Source organism: Chryseobacterium herbae (assembly GCF_025154075.1).
In the GTDB taxonomy this organism is placed as follows: Bacteria; Bacteroidota; Bacteroidia; order Flavobacteriales; family Weeksellaceae; genus Chryseobacterium; species Chryseobacterium herbae.
Genome location: NZ_JAOAMU010000001.1, coordinates 1241892 through 1255932 on the forward strand (window position 1 = coordinate 1241892; position 14041 = coordinate 1255932).

At 37.5% G+C, this 14041-nt stretch carries 12 protein-coding genes; 4 read left to right on the forward strand and 8 right to left on the reverse strand.

Translation table 11 applies throughout. The annotated features are described in order from the left end of the window. Positions 1–5: 5 nt before the first annotated feature. Positions 6–674: an HAD family hydrolase gene (locus N0B48_RS05365; protein ID WP_259837286.1), complete on the reverse strand. Its 669-nt coding sequence runs from the start codon at positions 672–674 to the stop codon at positions 6–8. 510 nt (positions 675–1184) lie between these two features. Here N0B48_RS05365 and fusA point away from each other — a divergent pair. Then, the gene (fusA, locus tag N0B48_RS05370; protein ID WP_259837288.1) at positions 1185–3251 is read left to right on the forward strand and encodes an elongation factor G; all 2067 of its coding nucleotides are present in this window, start codon (positions 1185–1187) and stop codon (positions 3249–3251) included. 301 nt (positions 3252–3552) lie between these two features. Here the strand turns inward: fusA and N0B48_RS05375 are convergent, their stop codons facing one another. Then, positions 3553–5091 (reverse strand): SulP family inorganic anion transporter, encoded by a 1539-nt coding sequence (locus tag N0B48_RS05375; protein ID WP_259837290.1) that lies wholly within the window; start codon positions 5089–5091, stop codon positions 3553–3555. 625 nt (positions 5092–5716) lie between these two features. On the opposite strand from N0B48_RS05375, the gene N0B48_RS05380 reads away from it, so the two are divergent. Together N0B48_RS05380 and N0B48_RS05385 are read left to right on the forward strand one after the other, a co-directional pair. Beyond that, positions 5717–6154 carry a transposase gene (locus tag N0B48_RS05380; protein ID WP_259837292.1) on the forward strand — a complete coding sequence of 146 codons (438 nt, stop codon included), beginning with the start codon at positions 5717–5719 and terminating at the stop codon, positions 6152–6154. Between the two features lie 12 nt (positions 6155–6166). Beyond that, positions 6167–6514 (forward strand): helix-turn-helix domain-containing protein, encoded by a 348-nt coding sequence (locus N0B48_RS05385; protein WP_259837293.1) that lies wholly within the window; start codon positions 6167–6169, stop codon positions 6512–6514. Positions 6515–7451: 937 nt separating this feature from the next. On the opposite strand, the gene N0B48_RS05390 is transcribed toward N0B48_RS05385, so the two are convergent. From N0B48_RS05390 to N0B48_RS05410, 5 genes are all read right to left on the reverse strand, one after another. After that, a complete protein-coding gene (locus N0B48_RS05390) occupies positions 7452–7688 on the reverse strand; it encodes a phosphate ABC transporter substrate-binding protein (protein ID WP_259837295.1) in 237 nt (78 codons plus the stop codon). A gap of 86 nt (positions 7689–7774) precedes the next feature. After that, positions 7775–8353, reverse strand: a complete 579-nt coding sequence (locus tag N0B48_RS05395; protein WP_259837297.1) for a DUF6584 family protein — start codon at positions 8351–8353, stop codon at positions 7775–7777. A gap of 188 nt (positions 8354–8541) precedes the next feature. Then, positions 8542–8991 carry a hypothetical protein gene (locus tag N0B48_RS05400; protein ID WP_259837299.1) on the reverse strand — a complete coding sequence of 150 codons (450 nt, stop codon included), beginning with the start codon at positions 8989–8991 and terminating at the stop codon, positions 8542–8544. A gap of 254 nt (positions 8992–9245) precedes the next feature. Then, positions 9246–9911, reverse strand: a complete 666-nt coding sequence (locus tag N0B48_RS05405) for a hypothetical protein (protein ID WP_259837300.1) — start codon at positions 9909–9911, stop codon at positions 9246–9248. A gap of 117 nt (positions 9912–10028) precedes the next feature. Then, positions 10029–11546 (reverse strand): TROVE domain-containing protein, encoded by a 1518-nt coding sequence (locus N0B48_RS05410; protein ID WP_259837302.1) that lies wholly within the window; start codon positions 11544–11546, stop codon positions 10029–10031. 661 nt (positions 11547–12207) lie between these two features. Here N0B48_RS05410 and N0B48_RS05415 point away from each other — a divergent pair. Continuing rightward, on the forward strand, positions 12208–12654 hold the full coding sequence (locus N0B48_RS05415) for a VOC family protein (protein ID WP_259837304.1): 447 nt from the start codon (positions 12208–12210) through the stop codon (positions 12652–12654). Between the two features lie 42 nt (positions 12655–12696). Here the strand turns inward: N0B48_RS05415 and N0B48_RS05420 are convergent, their stop codons facing one another. After that, positions 12697–14040 carry an SWIM zinc finger family protein gene (locus tag N0B48_RS05420; RefSeq protein WP_259837306.1) on the reverse strand — a complete coding sequence of 448 codons (1344 nt, stop codon included), beginning with the start codon at positions 14038–14040 and terminating at the stop codon, positions 12697–12699. Position 14041: the final 1 nt, after the last annotated feature.

Below are 14041 nucleotides of genomic sequence, written 5' to 3' on the forward strand. Positions count from 1 at the left end.
TCAATTTAGTGTTTAAGTAAATGGGCACTGAAGCCGAAATCTTTCGCTCCCTTATAATCTGCCACGGGATTGTCTCCAATATGCAGGATACGGTGCATCGGGAGATCCCGGTCTTTAAGATTGTTTTTCACTTCCTGAAAAATAAGAGGATTCGGTTTTGAAATATTGATTTCATCCGAATAAATATGGAAGTCTATATACTGATCCAACTCTTCCTGAATCAGAAATTTCCTCATCGTTCTCCCTTTGATAAATCCTGTATTGCTCAGAATATTTACCGTCTTCCCCTGATTTTTGATCTGATCAAAAAATTCTTTAATATTTTCGAAAATAACAACTGGTTTATATTCTAAAAACAGTTCTTCACTTTTCAGATAAAACCCATCCAGTTTTTCCTTATCCAATTGTTTTACATCTACATCCAGCGAACCCAGAATCAGTAAATACATTTCAAAAGTATCAATATTCCCTCCTGTAACCTCATTGATCGTATTGCAGAGATCATCGTAATATTTTACAGTTTTCGCAACCTCAGCAATCGTTTTGTCAATATTAAAAAACGAGGAGAACAGCTCAACTCTTTTTGTTTTAAATTCAGGGTGAGATTTGATTAGGGTGAGCCACAGATCAAAAGAAAAATGACAGTGGTTGTGAATGTCGATATCCGTTTTCAATAGTTTTAAGTTAAAAGTTTTATTTAGCTTTCTTGAAAAAGATTTAAAATTGTTTAATCATCAACAAGTGTTTAATTAGGTATTCTTCCCAAAGATAAAATTTTTCTCATAAAAGCATTACGTACTTCTCTGTTTTAAGAAATTTTTATGAATTTTCACCTACTTTTCTATTGATGACAGTCGGGCTTAACAATTTGTTTAAATTCATAGACCAAAAAATTTTCCTAAAAAATTTTGGACAATTAAAAAATTTATCTAATTTCGCAACCGATTAAAAATCAACAATGTCAACAACAATGATAAATATAATAACTTTAAGTAACCCTGTGAGAGCTGTGTACTCTGGCAGCACTCAATATTTATCTGAATAGTCCTTAGATCTTTTATTACTAAAAATATATTGAAGACCTATCTGTTCAGATGGGTCTTTTTTGCTGCCTTATTTTCAGACCTCAAAACGAGGAGAATACCTATCCGTATTCTCAAAATCAACAATTTAAATTCAGCAAAATGAAATATAACACAAGAAATATAGGAATTATAGCACACGTAGATGCAGGAAAAACCACTTTAACAGAAAGGCTTCTCTATTACACAGGTCTCATTCATAAGATCGGAAATGTAGACGATGGAAATACCACCATGGATAAAGACATTCAGGAGAAAAACAGAGGAATCACCATTTCATCTGCGGCAGTTTCCACCCAATGGGAAAAAGGAGAAACAGTTTATAACATCAATATCATCGATACACCCGGACACATCGATTTCGCAGTAGAAGTCGAACGTTCGTTAAGAGTTCTGGATAGCGTTGTTGCTGTTTTCTGTGCCTCATCAGGGGTTCAGCCACAGACCGAGAATGTTTGGTTCCAGGCTGAGAAACATGGAATTTCCAAGATCTGTTTCATCAATAAAATGGACAGGATCGGAGCCGATTTCTTCGCCGTTCTTAAGGAAATTGAAACGAAACTTAATACAGTTCCTATGGCACTTCAAATTCCTATCGGAGCCGAAGTCCAATTTGAAGGAGTGATTGATTTAATCAGACAGAAAGCTTTATACTGGACCGATGAAAACGGGGAAACCATTATTGAGAAGGAAATTCCTGAGGATCACAAAGCGGATGCCGATGAGTACAGAATGAAATTAATGGAAACCCTCGCGGAATATGATGAAACATTCTTTGAGATGTTCATGGATCCGGACAATAAGATCACAGAACAAATGATCATGGATGCTTTACAAAAAGTTTGCATATCAGGAGCTGCGGTTCCGGTTCTCTGTGGTTCTGCCTTTAAAAACAAAGGAGTACAGCCTCTTTTGGATGCGGTCGTCACTTATTTTCCGGCACCGGATCAGCTTCCAGCCGTCCAGGGGAAAGATCCCGATACGGAAGAAGCTGTAGAACTGGTAAGAAACGAAACGGAAACTTTTTCAGGACTTGTTTTTAAAGTCGTGATCGATAAACATATGGGAAGACTTGCCATGCTCCGTCTGTATTCCGGTTCGATAAAATCCGGCGATACGGTTCTGAATGTAAGAACAGGAGAAAGTTTCAGGATATCGAGAATTCTGAAGATGCAGTCTGATAAAACCTTATCGATAGAGGAAGGAAAAGCAGGTGATATTGTGGCTTTAACAGGAATTAAGGATGCTAAAACCGGAGATTCTTTATCAGCGGTTGAAAAACCTGTCCTTCTGGAAGCCATTACCATTCCTGCTCCTGTAATCAGGGTTTCGATAGAGCCTAAAACGAACAGTGATGAGAAATCTTTCGGTTTGGTTCTGGCTAAAATTCAGGAAGAAGATCCTTCTTTAGTGGTTGAAAGAGACCAGCAAACCGGAGAAACTTTGTTGAGTGGCTTGGGTGAGCTTCATCTTGAGGTCACTCTTGAAAAGATTCGTTTGAATCACGGGATAGAAGTCAATCAGGGGAAACCTAAAGTGTCTTACCGTGAGGTTTTAACGGAAACCAGAACCCACAGGGAAAAGCTTTCGAAGCAGAATGGTGGAAGCGGGCAGTTTGCCGATATCACTTTTGAAATCGGGCCAAGGGAAAATAATGAACCCGGACTGGAATTCATTAATCTGATCAAAGGAGGTGTGATTCCCGGTGAATTCATTCCTTCTGTAGAAAAAGGTTTCAGAGAAGCCATGGAAAACGGACCACTGAAAGGTTATCCTTTGGAAAGTATGAAGATCAGACTTCTGGACGGTTCTTTCCATGATCAGGATTCTGGTGCATTTGATTTTGAAAATGCCGCGAGAGACGGATTCAGAGCGGCTGCTTTATCATGCAGTCCTAAGCTTCTGGAACCGGTCATGCAGGTGGAAATCCAGAGTATTGAAGAATACACAGGCGCTGTAACGGCTGATATCAACCGGAGAAGAGGTATTATTTCGTCCATCGATGAAAGATCAGGAAGAAAGATTTTCACGGCTGAAGTTCCGTTGGCTTCAACGTTCGGATATATTTCCGATCTGAGAACGCTGACGAGCGGAAGAGCTTCGATCAGTATGAAACTGTCGCACTATGCTTTGGTGCCTGATTTCATTGCAAATACATTAATAACCTAAAAAAACGAGGGCTGTAAAGTGATTTTACAGTCCTTGTTTGGTTATTGTCGGTGAATAGTGAATGGTCAATTGTGAATTTTACATTCCACAGATTTTCCATCTCTACCTCTTCATGAGATCATTTTTAATTTCACGCTGATTGAGCAGATCATACAGATTTCCTTTTGCGACCTCTTCCAGCTCCCAGCTCCCCTCTTCCTTTCCCTAATAATTGACTGTTATTTTTCATTTACAACAAATATTACATATGACGCAGACTTTTAAATTTTTAAATGATTAAATCTTTCAATCTTTCAATCCTCTACCTCTCCGGCATCACCTTATACGTAGGATCCTCCTGAATATTCACCTCAATAACAGCTTCTGCATTTTTCAGCATGGCACGGCAATCTTCACTGAGGTGGCGCAGATAGAGTTTTTTATTTTGCTGGCTGTAGCGTTTGGACAATTTATCCAAAGCATCAATGGCACTCATATCTACGATGCGGCTTTCCCTGAAATCTACGACTACTTCATCCGGATCATCCATCAAATCAAATTTATCTATGAATGCTGTTACCGAACCGAAAAACAAGGGACCATATATTTCATAATGTTTTACTCCTTTTTCATCAATGGATTTTCTTGCACGAATTCTTTTCGCATTATCCCACGCAAAGACCAGAGCGGCGATCACCACTCCTACGAGAACGGCCAATGCCAGATTATGAAGGATTACTGTTATTAAAGCCACTGTAACTCCAACCACGATGTCAGATTTCGGCATTTTGTTGACGATCCGGATGGACACCCACTGAAATGTTCCTATAGCAACCATCATCATCACCCCAACCAGTGCAGCCATCGGTATTCTTTCAATAAACGGGGCTCCGAATAAAATAATGAGCAAGATCATTACTGATCCGATAATTCCGGAAAGTCTGGCTCTTGAACCTGCATTGAGATTGACTAATGTTTGTGCTACCATAGCACAGCCTCCCATTCCTCCGAAAAAACCATTCGTGATATTTGCAATACCCTGAGCTACTGATTCTTTATTGGCATTTCCTTTTGAATTGGTAATTTCGTCTACCATGGACAGGGTCAGAAGGGATTCGATAAGCCCGACTCCTGCCATCACCATGGCATACGGAAATATGATCTGCAATGTTTCAAAAGTAAAAGGAATATGAGGAATATGAAAACTGGGAAGACTTCCGCTGATGTGTGCGATATCCGCTACGGTTTTAGTAGGAATATTAAAACCAAAAACCACCGCAAAAACTACGATAATGGCAACTAATGATGCAGGAACTGCTTTTGTGATCTTTGGAAAAAAGTATACGATAGCAATTGTCAAAGCTGTCAATCCCGTCATAATATACAAAGGCATTCCCTGAAGCCAGCCGGAAGTTCCGGTACTGTCTGTCATTTTAAACTGCTCGACCTGAGCCATAAAAATAATGATCGCGAGACCATTTAAAAAACCGTACATCACGGGCTGCGGAATGAGCCTGACAAATTTCCCAAGTTTGAAAATCCCTACCAGCATCTGAAAGATTCCGGCAAGGGCAACGGCGGCGAAAAGGTATTCTATGCCGTGAGATTTTATTAAAGCAATCAGTACAACAATGGTAGCGCCTGCACCTCCTGAAACCATTCCGGGACGACCACCCAAAACGGCGGTCACAATCCCCATCATAAAGGCTGCATAAAGCCCGGTAAGCGGAGAAATTCCGGCCAGAATTGCAAACGAGAGCGATTCCGGAATCATGGTCATGGCTACTGTAAAGCCGGCCAACAGTTCATTTTTATAATTTATTTTTTTCGAAAAATCGAATAAGCTTATGGTATTTTTCATTGAACTGCAAAGGTATATACTTGAAGGATGGAATACAATGAGTATTTTTTTGTTTTTTCAAATCATTAAAGGATTATAAAAATAATTCACACATACGTGTATTTAATTTGTTAATTTTAATTAAATTTCGCCTTTAAGTAGATTTTTTATGCGTTTTTAAGAATTAGGTTCTATTTTTTATTTAAATTTGAAAACGAACAAACAGATTATTTACTTATTAATTAAAAATTTACAGGCACAATAATCTATTTACACTAAGGTCAATAGTTAAAAATATTACGAATAAAACTGCATGAAAGAGCGTTAATGGGTTATATATATTCTTACAAAAAAGAAGTCTGAAACATGAAAGAGGTCTTCCCTGCACCAATTGAATAAGGATATTACAGAAGAAAATGGAAGATAAAAAGTATTCTTAAGACACATAACCTGAAAACTAATTTATCGGCAGACTGCCGGCTGTACGCATATCAAGTATAGTACAGAGCTTAAAATTCCCCTTTTTGCCGCTGAGATTTTCTTAGCGTAATTTTATTTTTCAGACAGTCCATTCATTCACCGTAAGTGTGAAATATATGATCTGTTGATTTTAATTCGTGAATTAACAAGAAATAGTACTCAAAACATGTTATATAAAGAAATTCATATAGGAAAGTTTATCAAGGAGATGGTTGATGAAAATGAGGTACCCATGGAGAGGATCTGTAATTTTCTCAATAAGGATGATGAGTTTATTGAAAACGTTTACAAAAGCAAATCCATTGATGCGGAACTGCTTTTAAGATGGAGCAAACTGCTGGAATATGATTTTTTCAGGCTGTACAGTTCACATCTTATCCTCTATGCACCGCCATCTGCCGTGAAGAAAAACCAGGACCAGAAGAAATCTGATAAAATCCCTTATTTCAGGAAAAATATTTATACCCAAGAGATTAAAGATTTTATCATGAAAAGGATTTTGTCCGGGGAAATGACGTATAGCGAAGTGATCAAAGAATACTCTATTCCGAAAAGTACGCTTCACCGATGGCTTCAGAAAAATAATGATAATACTAACGGATAAACAGAACTCACTATGCGTCCCAATTACAAGAAGATCTACTACGATATGCTGAGGCTGGAACATCCGGAAAAGCTGAAAGACCCGAAAATCAAGGAGCTCCTCGGAAAACTCAACACGACTGAAGATATACTGAATTTCAATGACAAGATTTTTGCACAGTCGAAAGAGAGCCAGATCAACAATCAAAAGCTTAAAACCTATGATAAAAAAACAATGTTCAAGCTTTTGCAGTATCAAAACAAACATGGTTTTTCTACCAGTTATATGTCCAGGACCTATAAGATCAGCAGAACAACGATCATGAACTGGAAAAAAACTTTCGAAGAAGAAATAGAACAAGTAATCAATGCCGGCGAATAATTCACCGGCATTTTGATTGTAAAAGGTAATGGACCAGGAAAACCGGGGCTGTCGTTTGCCGGATTCGAACCGGATAACCTTGCCGGATTGACCGACTTCGCTATTCCTCCCCAAGAGATGGTACGATGTATTTTTCCTGTACGACACTTTAATTTTTTAAAACAAGGCAACAGCTGAGCGTGTATAGTCGTGCTCTAACCAACTGAGCTACTCTTCCTATTGACAGATTGTGTTTTTTTGTGGAAGAGACGGGACTCGAACCCGTGACCCCGTCGTGATGAGCGAAGTAACACTGTTCTACGGCACTTGTTTATTTTTTTAAACTAAAACAGAGGCAAAAGGCGAAAAGACAGACATGCACCTTTTTCCTTACTGTTATTCGGGGATATTGCATTTTTCTTAGATTTTGAGGTCTAATTTCCTACTCGAAGTAAGCCTTTTCTACGGCACTCTTTTATTGAAGTCAAGGTTATAATGAAAGAATCTTTTCTGCGTTTTGCTCTACCTGCTGAGCTACAATCCCGTTTACAACAGGGAAGGCAGGGATCGAACCTGCGACCTAAACGTTTAACAATCGAAGTATGATTCTAAAACGACACCTGACTTTTTCTATTTTACTTTAATGACTCGTTTTACATTGAGCCTGTTTTATCTAAATGATACCTTTTATTTTTAAATCAAGGTAATACTGAAAGGATCTTCCGTGCATGCGCTCTACCTGCTGAGCTACCTCTCCTTTTCGAGGGAAAGGGCAGGAATCGAACCTGCGACCCAATGTTTCTAAATCCCGAAGTATGATCCTAAAACGACACTTGATTATTTGTAAGCAAGGCATTTGGCCAAACAGAAACTTACGACAGAGTGATACCCTTACACCATCTGTTTCCAGAACAGGAGTCGAACCTGTATTGCTGCCTCCCAACGAAGCAATTCTGTTTTACGGCACCTGCTTTATATTTTTCCAACGGGTCTTTCTGTATTTTTTCCAGTTTCTCTGGTAATTTTCCTGATGGGAATTCACCGTTTCAATACCGTGCGGAAAGCAATACGAACAGCCCATTTCATTTCCATACTTTAATCTTGAGATCTGTATTCCGGAAATTTTCTTTGGAAAATCTATGAGTCCGTATTCATTGATCCCGAAAGAGTGTTTTAATGTCTTGAATTTTTTCATGTCTATTGAGAATTAACCTCAATACACCGTTCCTTTAAGACATGGTTTATACATTTTCATGGTTACTATTTTTTATATGGTAAAATCTACCTAAATAATGAAATGAAAAGTTCAAAAAGCTTAACAAGTCCCAAAACCGGCAGTACGATTACCATTCCTATTAATAAGCAGATTCCCACTTTACTTAGGAAGCTTTGTTTACTTTTTGGCTCTGCTAGTCCCTGTTTATATTTCTGTTTATATTCAGGAATATGATTGGTCTTTTTCAAACTATCTATTTCGAGATCTTTTAAAACATTCAGGGCATATTCATTAAGAATATTTTTATTGCCTCTGAAAACAATGTCTTTTAAAATAGCGTTTCCAGAATAGCTTAAAGAACTTTTATAAATTTCCACAGCATTTTCCATTTCTTTATCTTGCGGTTCAGATAAAATCCAAAACTTTCCTGCTTCATCTAAAAATCCTGCTTCATAATAAATCCGTCCCAGTTTTTTTCTTAAAGAAAGGTCATCAGGATATTGATTAATCGCATTTCTGAGCCTGTCACATGCTTTTTTCTTTCTTCCTTCTTCAAGATCCTTCTCAATTTTGTAAAAGATATTTTCCATAGTGATAATTAAAAAACCAAGCAATAAGTCATAAACATTTTTGAATGTATTCAAATTCGAAGTTTGACGATGAAACGTTTATTGTACGGCATTGGTCTGTTTTTACCGGACATCTGGCGAAAAGACTCTGTTCAATGAAAAGTCGAAGAAGTTCTTTTCTTACGGCACCGGATGAATAACAATGCAAAGTTATTTTAGAAGTGCGCATTCTTTTTACGCAGTTTATTTTTATTTGTATTTTTTTAAATATCGATATAGAGTTTCTGTCCTTTTTCCATGGCCTCTTCTGCAAATTTTTTCAAAACAGGATAATAATAGTTTTCAAAATCATCATACAGATATTCTTTCCTATTACAATTTTTTATAGATTCTAAAGTCAGCAGAAAATCGTCTGCATCGATCTCAGTACATTGAGCACTGATATCCTGCCAGCCGGTGCATTCATTGTTTTGTCTCACAAATTCGGGCAGTCTGTTGTATTCTTCCGGCGCAATCCCTTCATAAAACCAATAATTTAAATATCCTCTGAAAGTTCCGCCTCCAAAAAGTACCGCTTCCTGCTTGCCTTCCGATTTTGTCAGAAGCATATATTCTTCACCACAATCGGGCGCTCCGCAGCAAGGACACAAGCATAGATGTGTTAAATCTTCTTTTATAAAAGGGTTTCCTTGATATTGATAGGTTTCGGGCATAGGTTTATGGTTTTTGTCATTGCGAGGAACGACGAAATAATTTTAAAATTAAGATATTTGTTCGTTTTGCCTTGAAGCAAAAGAACCAAAAATTCAAGACTTGCAAACTCCGGCTAAAAATAATCTCTACTCTCTAAAAATTGTAAAACTCGTGCGAATTATATAGTGTTATCTTCGTTCAGAATGGGTCTCGCACTCAGACAGTAGAATTTTCTTAACGTTCGCATAGTTTATTTTTTTAACGCCTCCCTTTCCTAGGTCGCTTTGTTTACGCCAGCCAATATTTCTGAGATTACATCAAAATTTTTAATCTCCATCTTTTCCAAAATTTTTGAAATTCTATTTTTAAAATTGATTTGTTGTTTTTCTGCTTTCTCCAATTCAGTTTTCAATTCCAATTCATCAACTTCGATATGCGCTTGTATATTTTTTGCATCTTTAAGATTTACATCAGAATAATCAGACAACTGAATCTTTCCGTTCACTTTTTTATAAAAAATCCATGGATGACCGATCCACAGCTCATTCCATTCTTCGGTTTTATCTTCAAGAATTTTTTTCCACTCTTTGATATTCCCAATATCTCCACAGCATGTAGGCAAAACCCATGCTTTATTATCTTCCATCAAAGCTATTCCTCCATCAAAAGCTGTAAGCATATCTTCTTCAAGCTCTGTTGGTTTAATTCCTTTAAAATCCGTTCCTAAAATAATTTCTAAATTACCGTCATCAATCATTTCAATATCAATAAGATAAGAATCTTCATCTATCGGACTAAAATTAAAATTCAGACTAGACACAGACTTTACCCATTCCTTATACCAAATTTCAGAATCTGGAAAATCAGAACTATCTGGTAATTCAGAATCTTCTTTTGAATATTTTAATGGGTAGATTTCAATTACATTAATAAGTTTCATACTCTGGAGAATTCAAGTTTGAGTTTTATTTATATTTATTCGCTCATTTTGTAATGAAGATGGATCATCATTCATCAATCATCATTCATAATTCATCATTTATAAAAGCAGTGCCTTTTACAGCACCACTTTTTTAATTAATTGCACGGCAGACGTTCTATCTTCCACTGCATTCAATACATCGAAAATCTTATCTGACCAACCCGCAATTAGATATACATCATTTTTTCTGACATCCAATGGCTGGTTTCCATAACCTGCTAAATCAAAAATATATAATTTCGCGTCCGGAGCTATCTTCTTATAACGATTCCAGGAATCTTCAAAAGAATGTTTGGTATTTTTGCTGTTCCACAACTGTGTGTCGGTAAACAACATCACCTTATCTGTTTTTTCTCGACTTCTAATAAGATCCTCGATCACCAGATAACCGTTGGTAGAATAACCTACTTCACCCTCACGTTTGTAAAACTCATTGACGTTTCTCAAAATACCGCTTTTAGGCATAGGAACTCTCAGCCATCTGTCACCGAAAATACCCGTGATCACATTTTTGCATTGTGACTGTAAAATCATAGACATCAATAATCCGATATCATAAAGCAATACTTTACTTTTAGGAGAAACCGACTTCTGCATAGAACCTGAAACATCCGCCGCGATTACCACCGAAGTGTCAAAACCAAAACCTTTGATATTTTTCGCACTCAACATTACCGCATCTTCCAATGCTTCTAAAACAGATGAAAGATAAGGTGATTTCATAATTTTCAATTCTCTGTAGGCCGCCAAAAATCTGAACGGAAGCTGCTTTGAATTGATGACAGCCTTTTCATTGGATAGATAGCTGCAAACTTTAGCCATCACATCAGAAGAAACTTCTGATTCCAAAATATTTCTCATGTTTCTCAGCGTAGCCATATAACCCAGTTTATTGCTAAGGATCAATTCTTCCCACTTATTTTTAAAAGCCAGTTTTTTTTCCGCCTCATCTGCAAATTTCGTCTGACCCAACACTGAAAGTTCAACTTCCCATGTGTAAGGAGTTTCCAAAGTATCACCCACAATTTTATTAAAAACAGCCTGCTGATTTTCATCTTTTGCTTTCGGGTGAACCAGGAACAATGCATCTCTAAGTGTTACTTCTGCTTTTCTGTTGTATTTTGCAAACTGGTATTCATCAAATTTATTGAAAGACTTCGCAAGACCTTTCTGGATCTGTTTTGAAAGTCTGTTCAGTTTTTTCATTTCCGTTCTCTCATTGGTCGTCTGGTAATACGCCAGAAGTTCAGTGATCTCATCCGCTCTCTGGATTACACCATCAACCGTTCTGCTTATTAAGTCTGTACCGGAGGTTTGTTTTGCCAATTCAGCAGTCAATACCAATGGAATGGAACGTAAGTACATATCTTTCCTTGCATACACGGCTAACTTCGCTACGAATTCCGGATCGTTTTTTTTGATCAGAGACTGAATTCTCACCAATCTGTCGCTCCCTTTTTCATAAGAAGTTCTGGATAATCCTGTTGTAACAACAGCACTGTATAATTCTTCAGCAGGTGTCATGGTAAATGCCTTGGCACCTTCGTAGTTCATTACGGTATTTTTCTCTTTGTTTAAAAAATTAAATTTCATGAGTTACTGTTTTTGGTTAAACATTTTTGGAGGATCGCCTTTTCCTCTCTGATTTCTGATGCAAAGTAAAAACAGTATTGCGCATTCTTTTTGCGTAGTTAATTTTTAATCATATTTTTTATTTTTTTAGAAAATTAGGGGATATTTAATCGTTGGTTGATATTTTATCAGTATTGAAAGGCTGTGGTTCGTGTTTCTTTATTAACCACAGATTTCGCAGATGAACACAGATGATTGTGTTTATTTGTGGAAAGGATTTGTGACATTTGTGTTTAAATTTAGATTTTGGCTAAAGCCAGATGAATAACATTCTTTCACAAGCGGGCTAAAGCCCGCTTCTATTGATGTATAGATCATTTTTTATTAACCGTAGATTTCGCAGATGTACACAGATGATTGTGTTATTTGTGAAAAGGATTTGTGACATTTGGGTTTAAATTTGGAATTTGGCTAAAGCCAGATGAATATGCCTATTTTTTAAGCGGGCTAAAGCCCGCTCCTATTGATGTTTAACGACAAAATCTGTTATCTGTTATCTGTTATCTGTTATCTGTTATCCTTTAAATAAAATTTTTCTATCACTTAATTCAAATAAAGGAATCAGTTGCTTTCTATTTTTGAAAATGCATTGTCTAGCTTTGTGTACATTAAAATTCAGGCTATGATAAAAGGATTATATGAAACCCATGTTCAGGTAAGCAGTTTGGAAAATTCCATCCGGTTTTATACTGAGGTATTGGGATTGAAACTGGCTCATATGGATAAAACGCGTCCCATTGCATTTTTATGGGTCGGTGAAGGCAAAGAATTTATGCTGGGATTATGGGAACAGAAAGAAAATCTGCAGCCAAGACATTTTGCGTTCTCCACCAGCCAAGAAGATATTTTAAATTATTCCGTAGACTTTTTGAAAAATAAAGATCTGAAGCCTTACAACTTTCTGAAAGACGGCATCGATGAACCTATGGTTTTTGCATGGATGCCCGCGCTGGCCATTTATTTCAATGATCCGGACGGCAATCAACTTGAGTTTATTTCTATCCTTGAAGGTGAAGGAAAGCCCGAGCTGGGTGTCATTTCTTACGAAGAATGGATGAAACATCAATAAATAAAAAGGACAGTCTTCATTTCACAAGCTGTCCTTTTTTTCTTAAGTATGTACTAATTTCTTTACGGCAAGAACATGTTTGCATGGTCCTCTTTCGCCTTGGTATTTACTGAACCATTCACAGGTACAGCGTTCTTTACCATTATCGATAATAACCGTATGATGTACTCCGGTTCCTTCTACTCTGGCTTCGGTTCTTGCTACACTTTTATTTAAAATTTCCACCTTCCCTTCTGCAATGAGCTTTTCTGCATTTTTCATCCTTGGATTCAACCCGATGATCCGGTTGAGTTTAAATGGCAATCTGCGGTAGAAAAATCCGTTATCATCAAGGTCGTAGCCTAAAAGTCCCATGGCAGCCAATCTTCCCGTCAGGTTATCCGTTGTTTTCAGACTTATGTTTTCCTCCAAAGCAAACGCGGAAGGATTAAAAGACTGGTTCGCATAAGCATATTTATCCAGTGCATCGATCCATTCATCGGAAATATCATCGATCAGGCTGTCCAAAACGGCTCCTTCTCCCGAAAATCCTCTCCAGCTCTCTCTTGACAATGAAAAACTAAACCTGATGTTCCCCATATACAACTGCCAAGTGGTAGACTGCATATCTGCATGCGGAAATACCTTCATTTGATCGATATAAGGCAGGAGCGGTTCCAGTAAACGTAATCTATTCAGTCCGCCGATACATACAGCATCTGCTGATTTCACAGGAGAAAACATAGGTTTATTTCCTCTGATGATCAGGTAATAATCTGATTTTACCGGACCTTTCGGTATTCCTCTGAACAACTGCTGGGTTTGGATTTTATTGAAAGTATGAAGCTTTTCCGACTCGGAAAGATAGATTTGAACCGTACTGAGTCCTTTGATCCATTTTACAGGCAGCGGAACTTTTCTTTCCACTACTTTTTCTTCTTCTTTGTACAATCCTACTTCTTTTTCCCCTACCGAAAGCATTATTTTTTCATTCGGGCGAATGCTTCCCAGCGCAGTGATCATGGGTTGATTAAAATCCACATTGGTAGTTCCGTTTTCCAGAAACTCACCGTGGAGTCCGTCCGGCAAGACATCTACCCTGGCGTAAACACCAGCACAGTGTGAAAATCCTTCAAACCTTAACCTCTCGTTTCCGGCAGTAACGATGGGATCTTTAAGCAGCGCCATCTGAAACGGCGACAGATTAAAGCTGGATTTCACAATATTGGAAAGTGTGATGAGGCATCTCGCCAGTATAAACGGCTGACTAACATCTCCCCAGAAAAAGCAGGGAGCATCCGTATTCTTCTGAATTTCGCTGTACTTGGACAGAAATAATTCTTCAGATGCATCTTTTTTTATCAAAGACGATGGTCTCTGATAATTGTAAACAAGCGTATCTTCCATA

Bases quoted from the DNA above. Each gene is read 5' to 3' on its own strand.
- N0B48_RS05405 (WP_259837300.1), bottom strand. From the start codon at position 9,911: ATGAAACTTATTAATGTAATTGAAATCTACCCATTAAAATATTCAAAA.
- N0B48_RS05410 (WP_259837302.1), bottom strand. From the start codon at position 11,546: ATGAAATTTAATTTTTTAAACAAAGAGAAAAATACCGTAATGAACTAC.
- N0B48_RS05420 (WP_259837306.1), bottom strand. From the start codon at position 14,040: ATGGAAGATACGCTTGTTTACAATTATCAGAGACCATCGTCTTTGATA.
- N0B48_RS05380 (WP_259837292.1), top strand. From the start codon at position 5,717: ATGTTATATAAAGAAATTCATATAGGAAAGTTTATCAAGGAGATGGTT.
- N0B48_RS05375 (WP_259837290.1), bottom strand. From the start codon at position 5,091: ATGAAAAATACCATAAGCTTATTCGATTTTTCGAAAAAAATAAATTAT.
- fusA (WP_259837288.1), top strand. From the start codon at position 1,185: ATGAAATATAACACAAGAAATATAGGAATTATAGCACACGTAGATGCA.
- N0B48_RS05415 (WP_259837304.1), top strand. From the start codon at position 12,208: ATGATAAAAGGATTATATGAAACCCATGTTCAGGTAAGCAGTTTGGAA.
- N0B48_RS05385 (WP_259837293.1), top strand. From the start codon at position 6,167: ATGCGTCCCAATTACAAGAAGATCTACTACGATATGCTGAGGCTGGAA.
- N0B48_RS05400 (WP_259837299.1), bottom strand. From the start codon at position 8,991: ATGCCCGAAACCTATCAATATCAAGGAAACCCTTTTATAAAAGAAGAT.
- N0B48_RS05390 (WP_259837295.1), bottom strand. From the start codon at position 7,688: ATGAAAAAATTCAAGACATTAAAACACTCTTTCGGGATCAATGAATAC.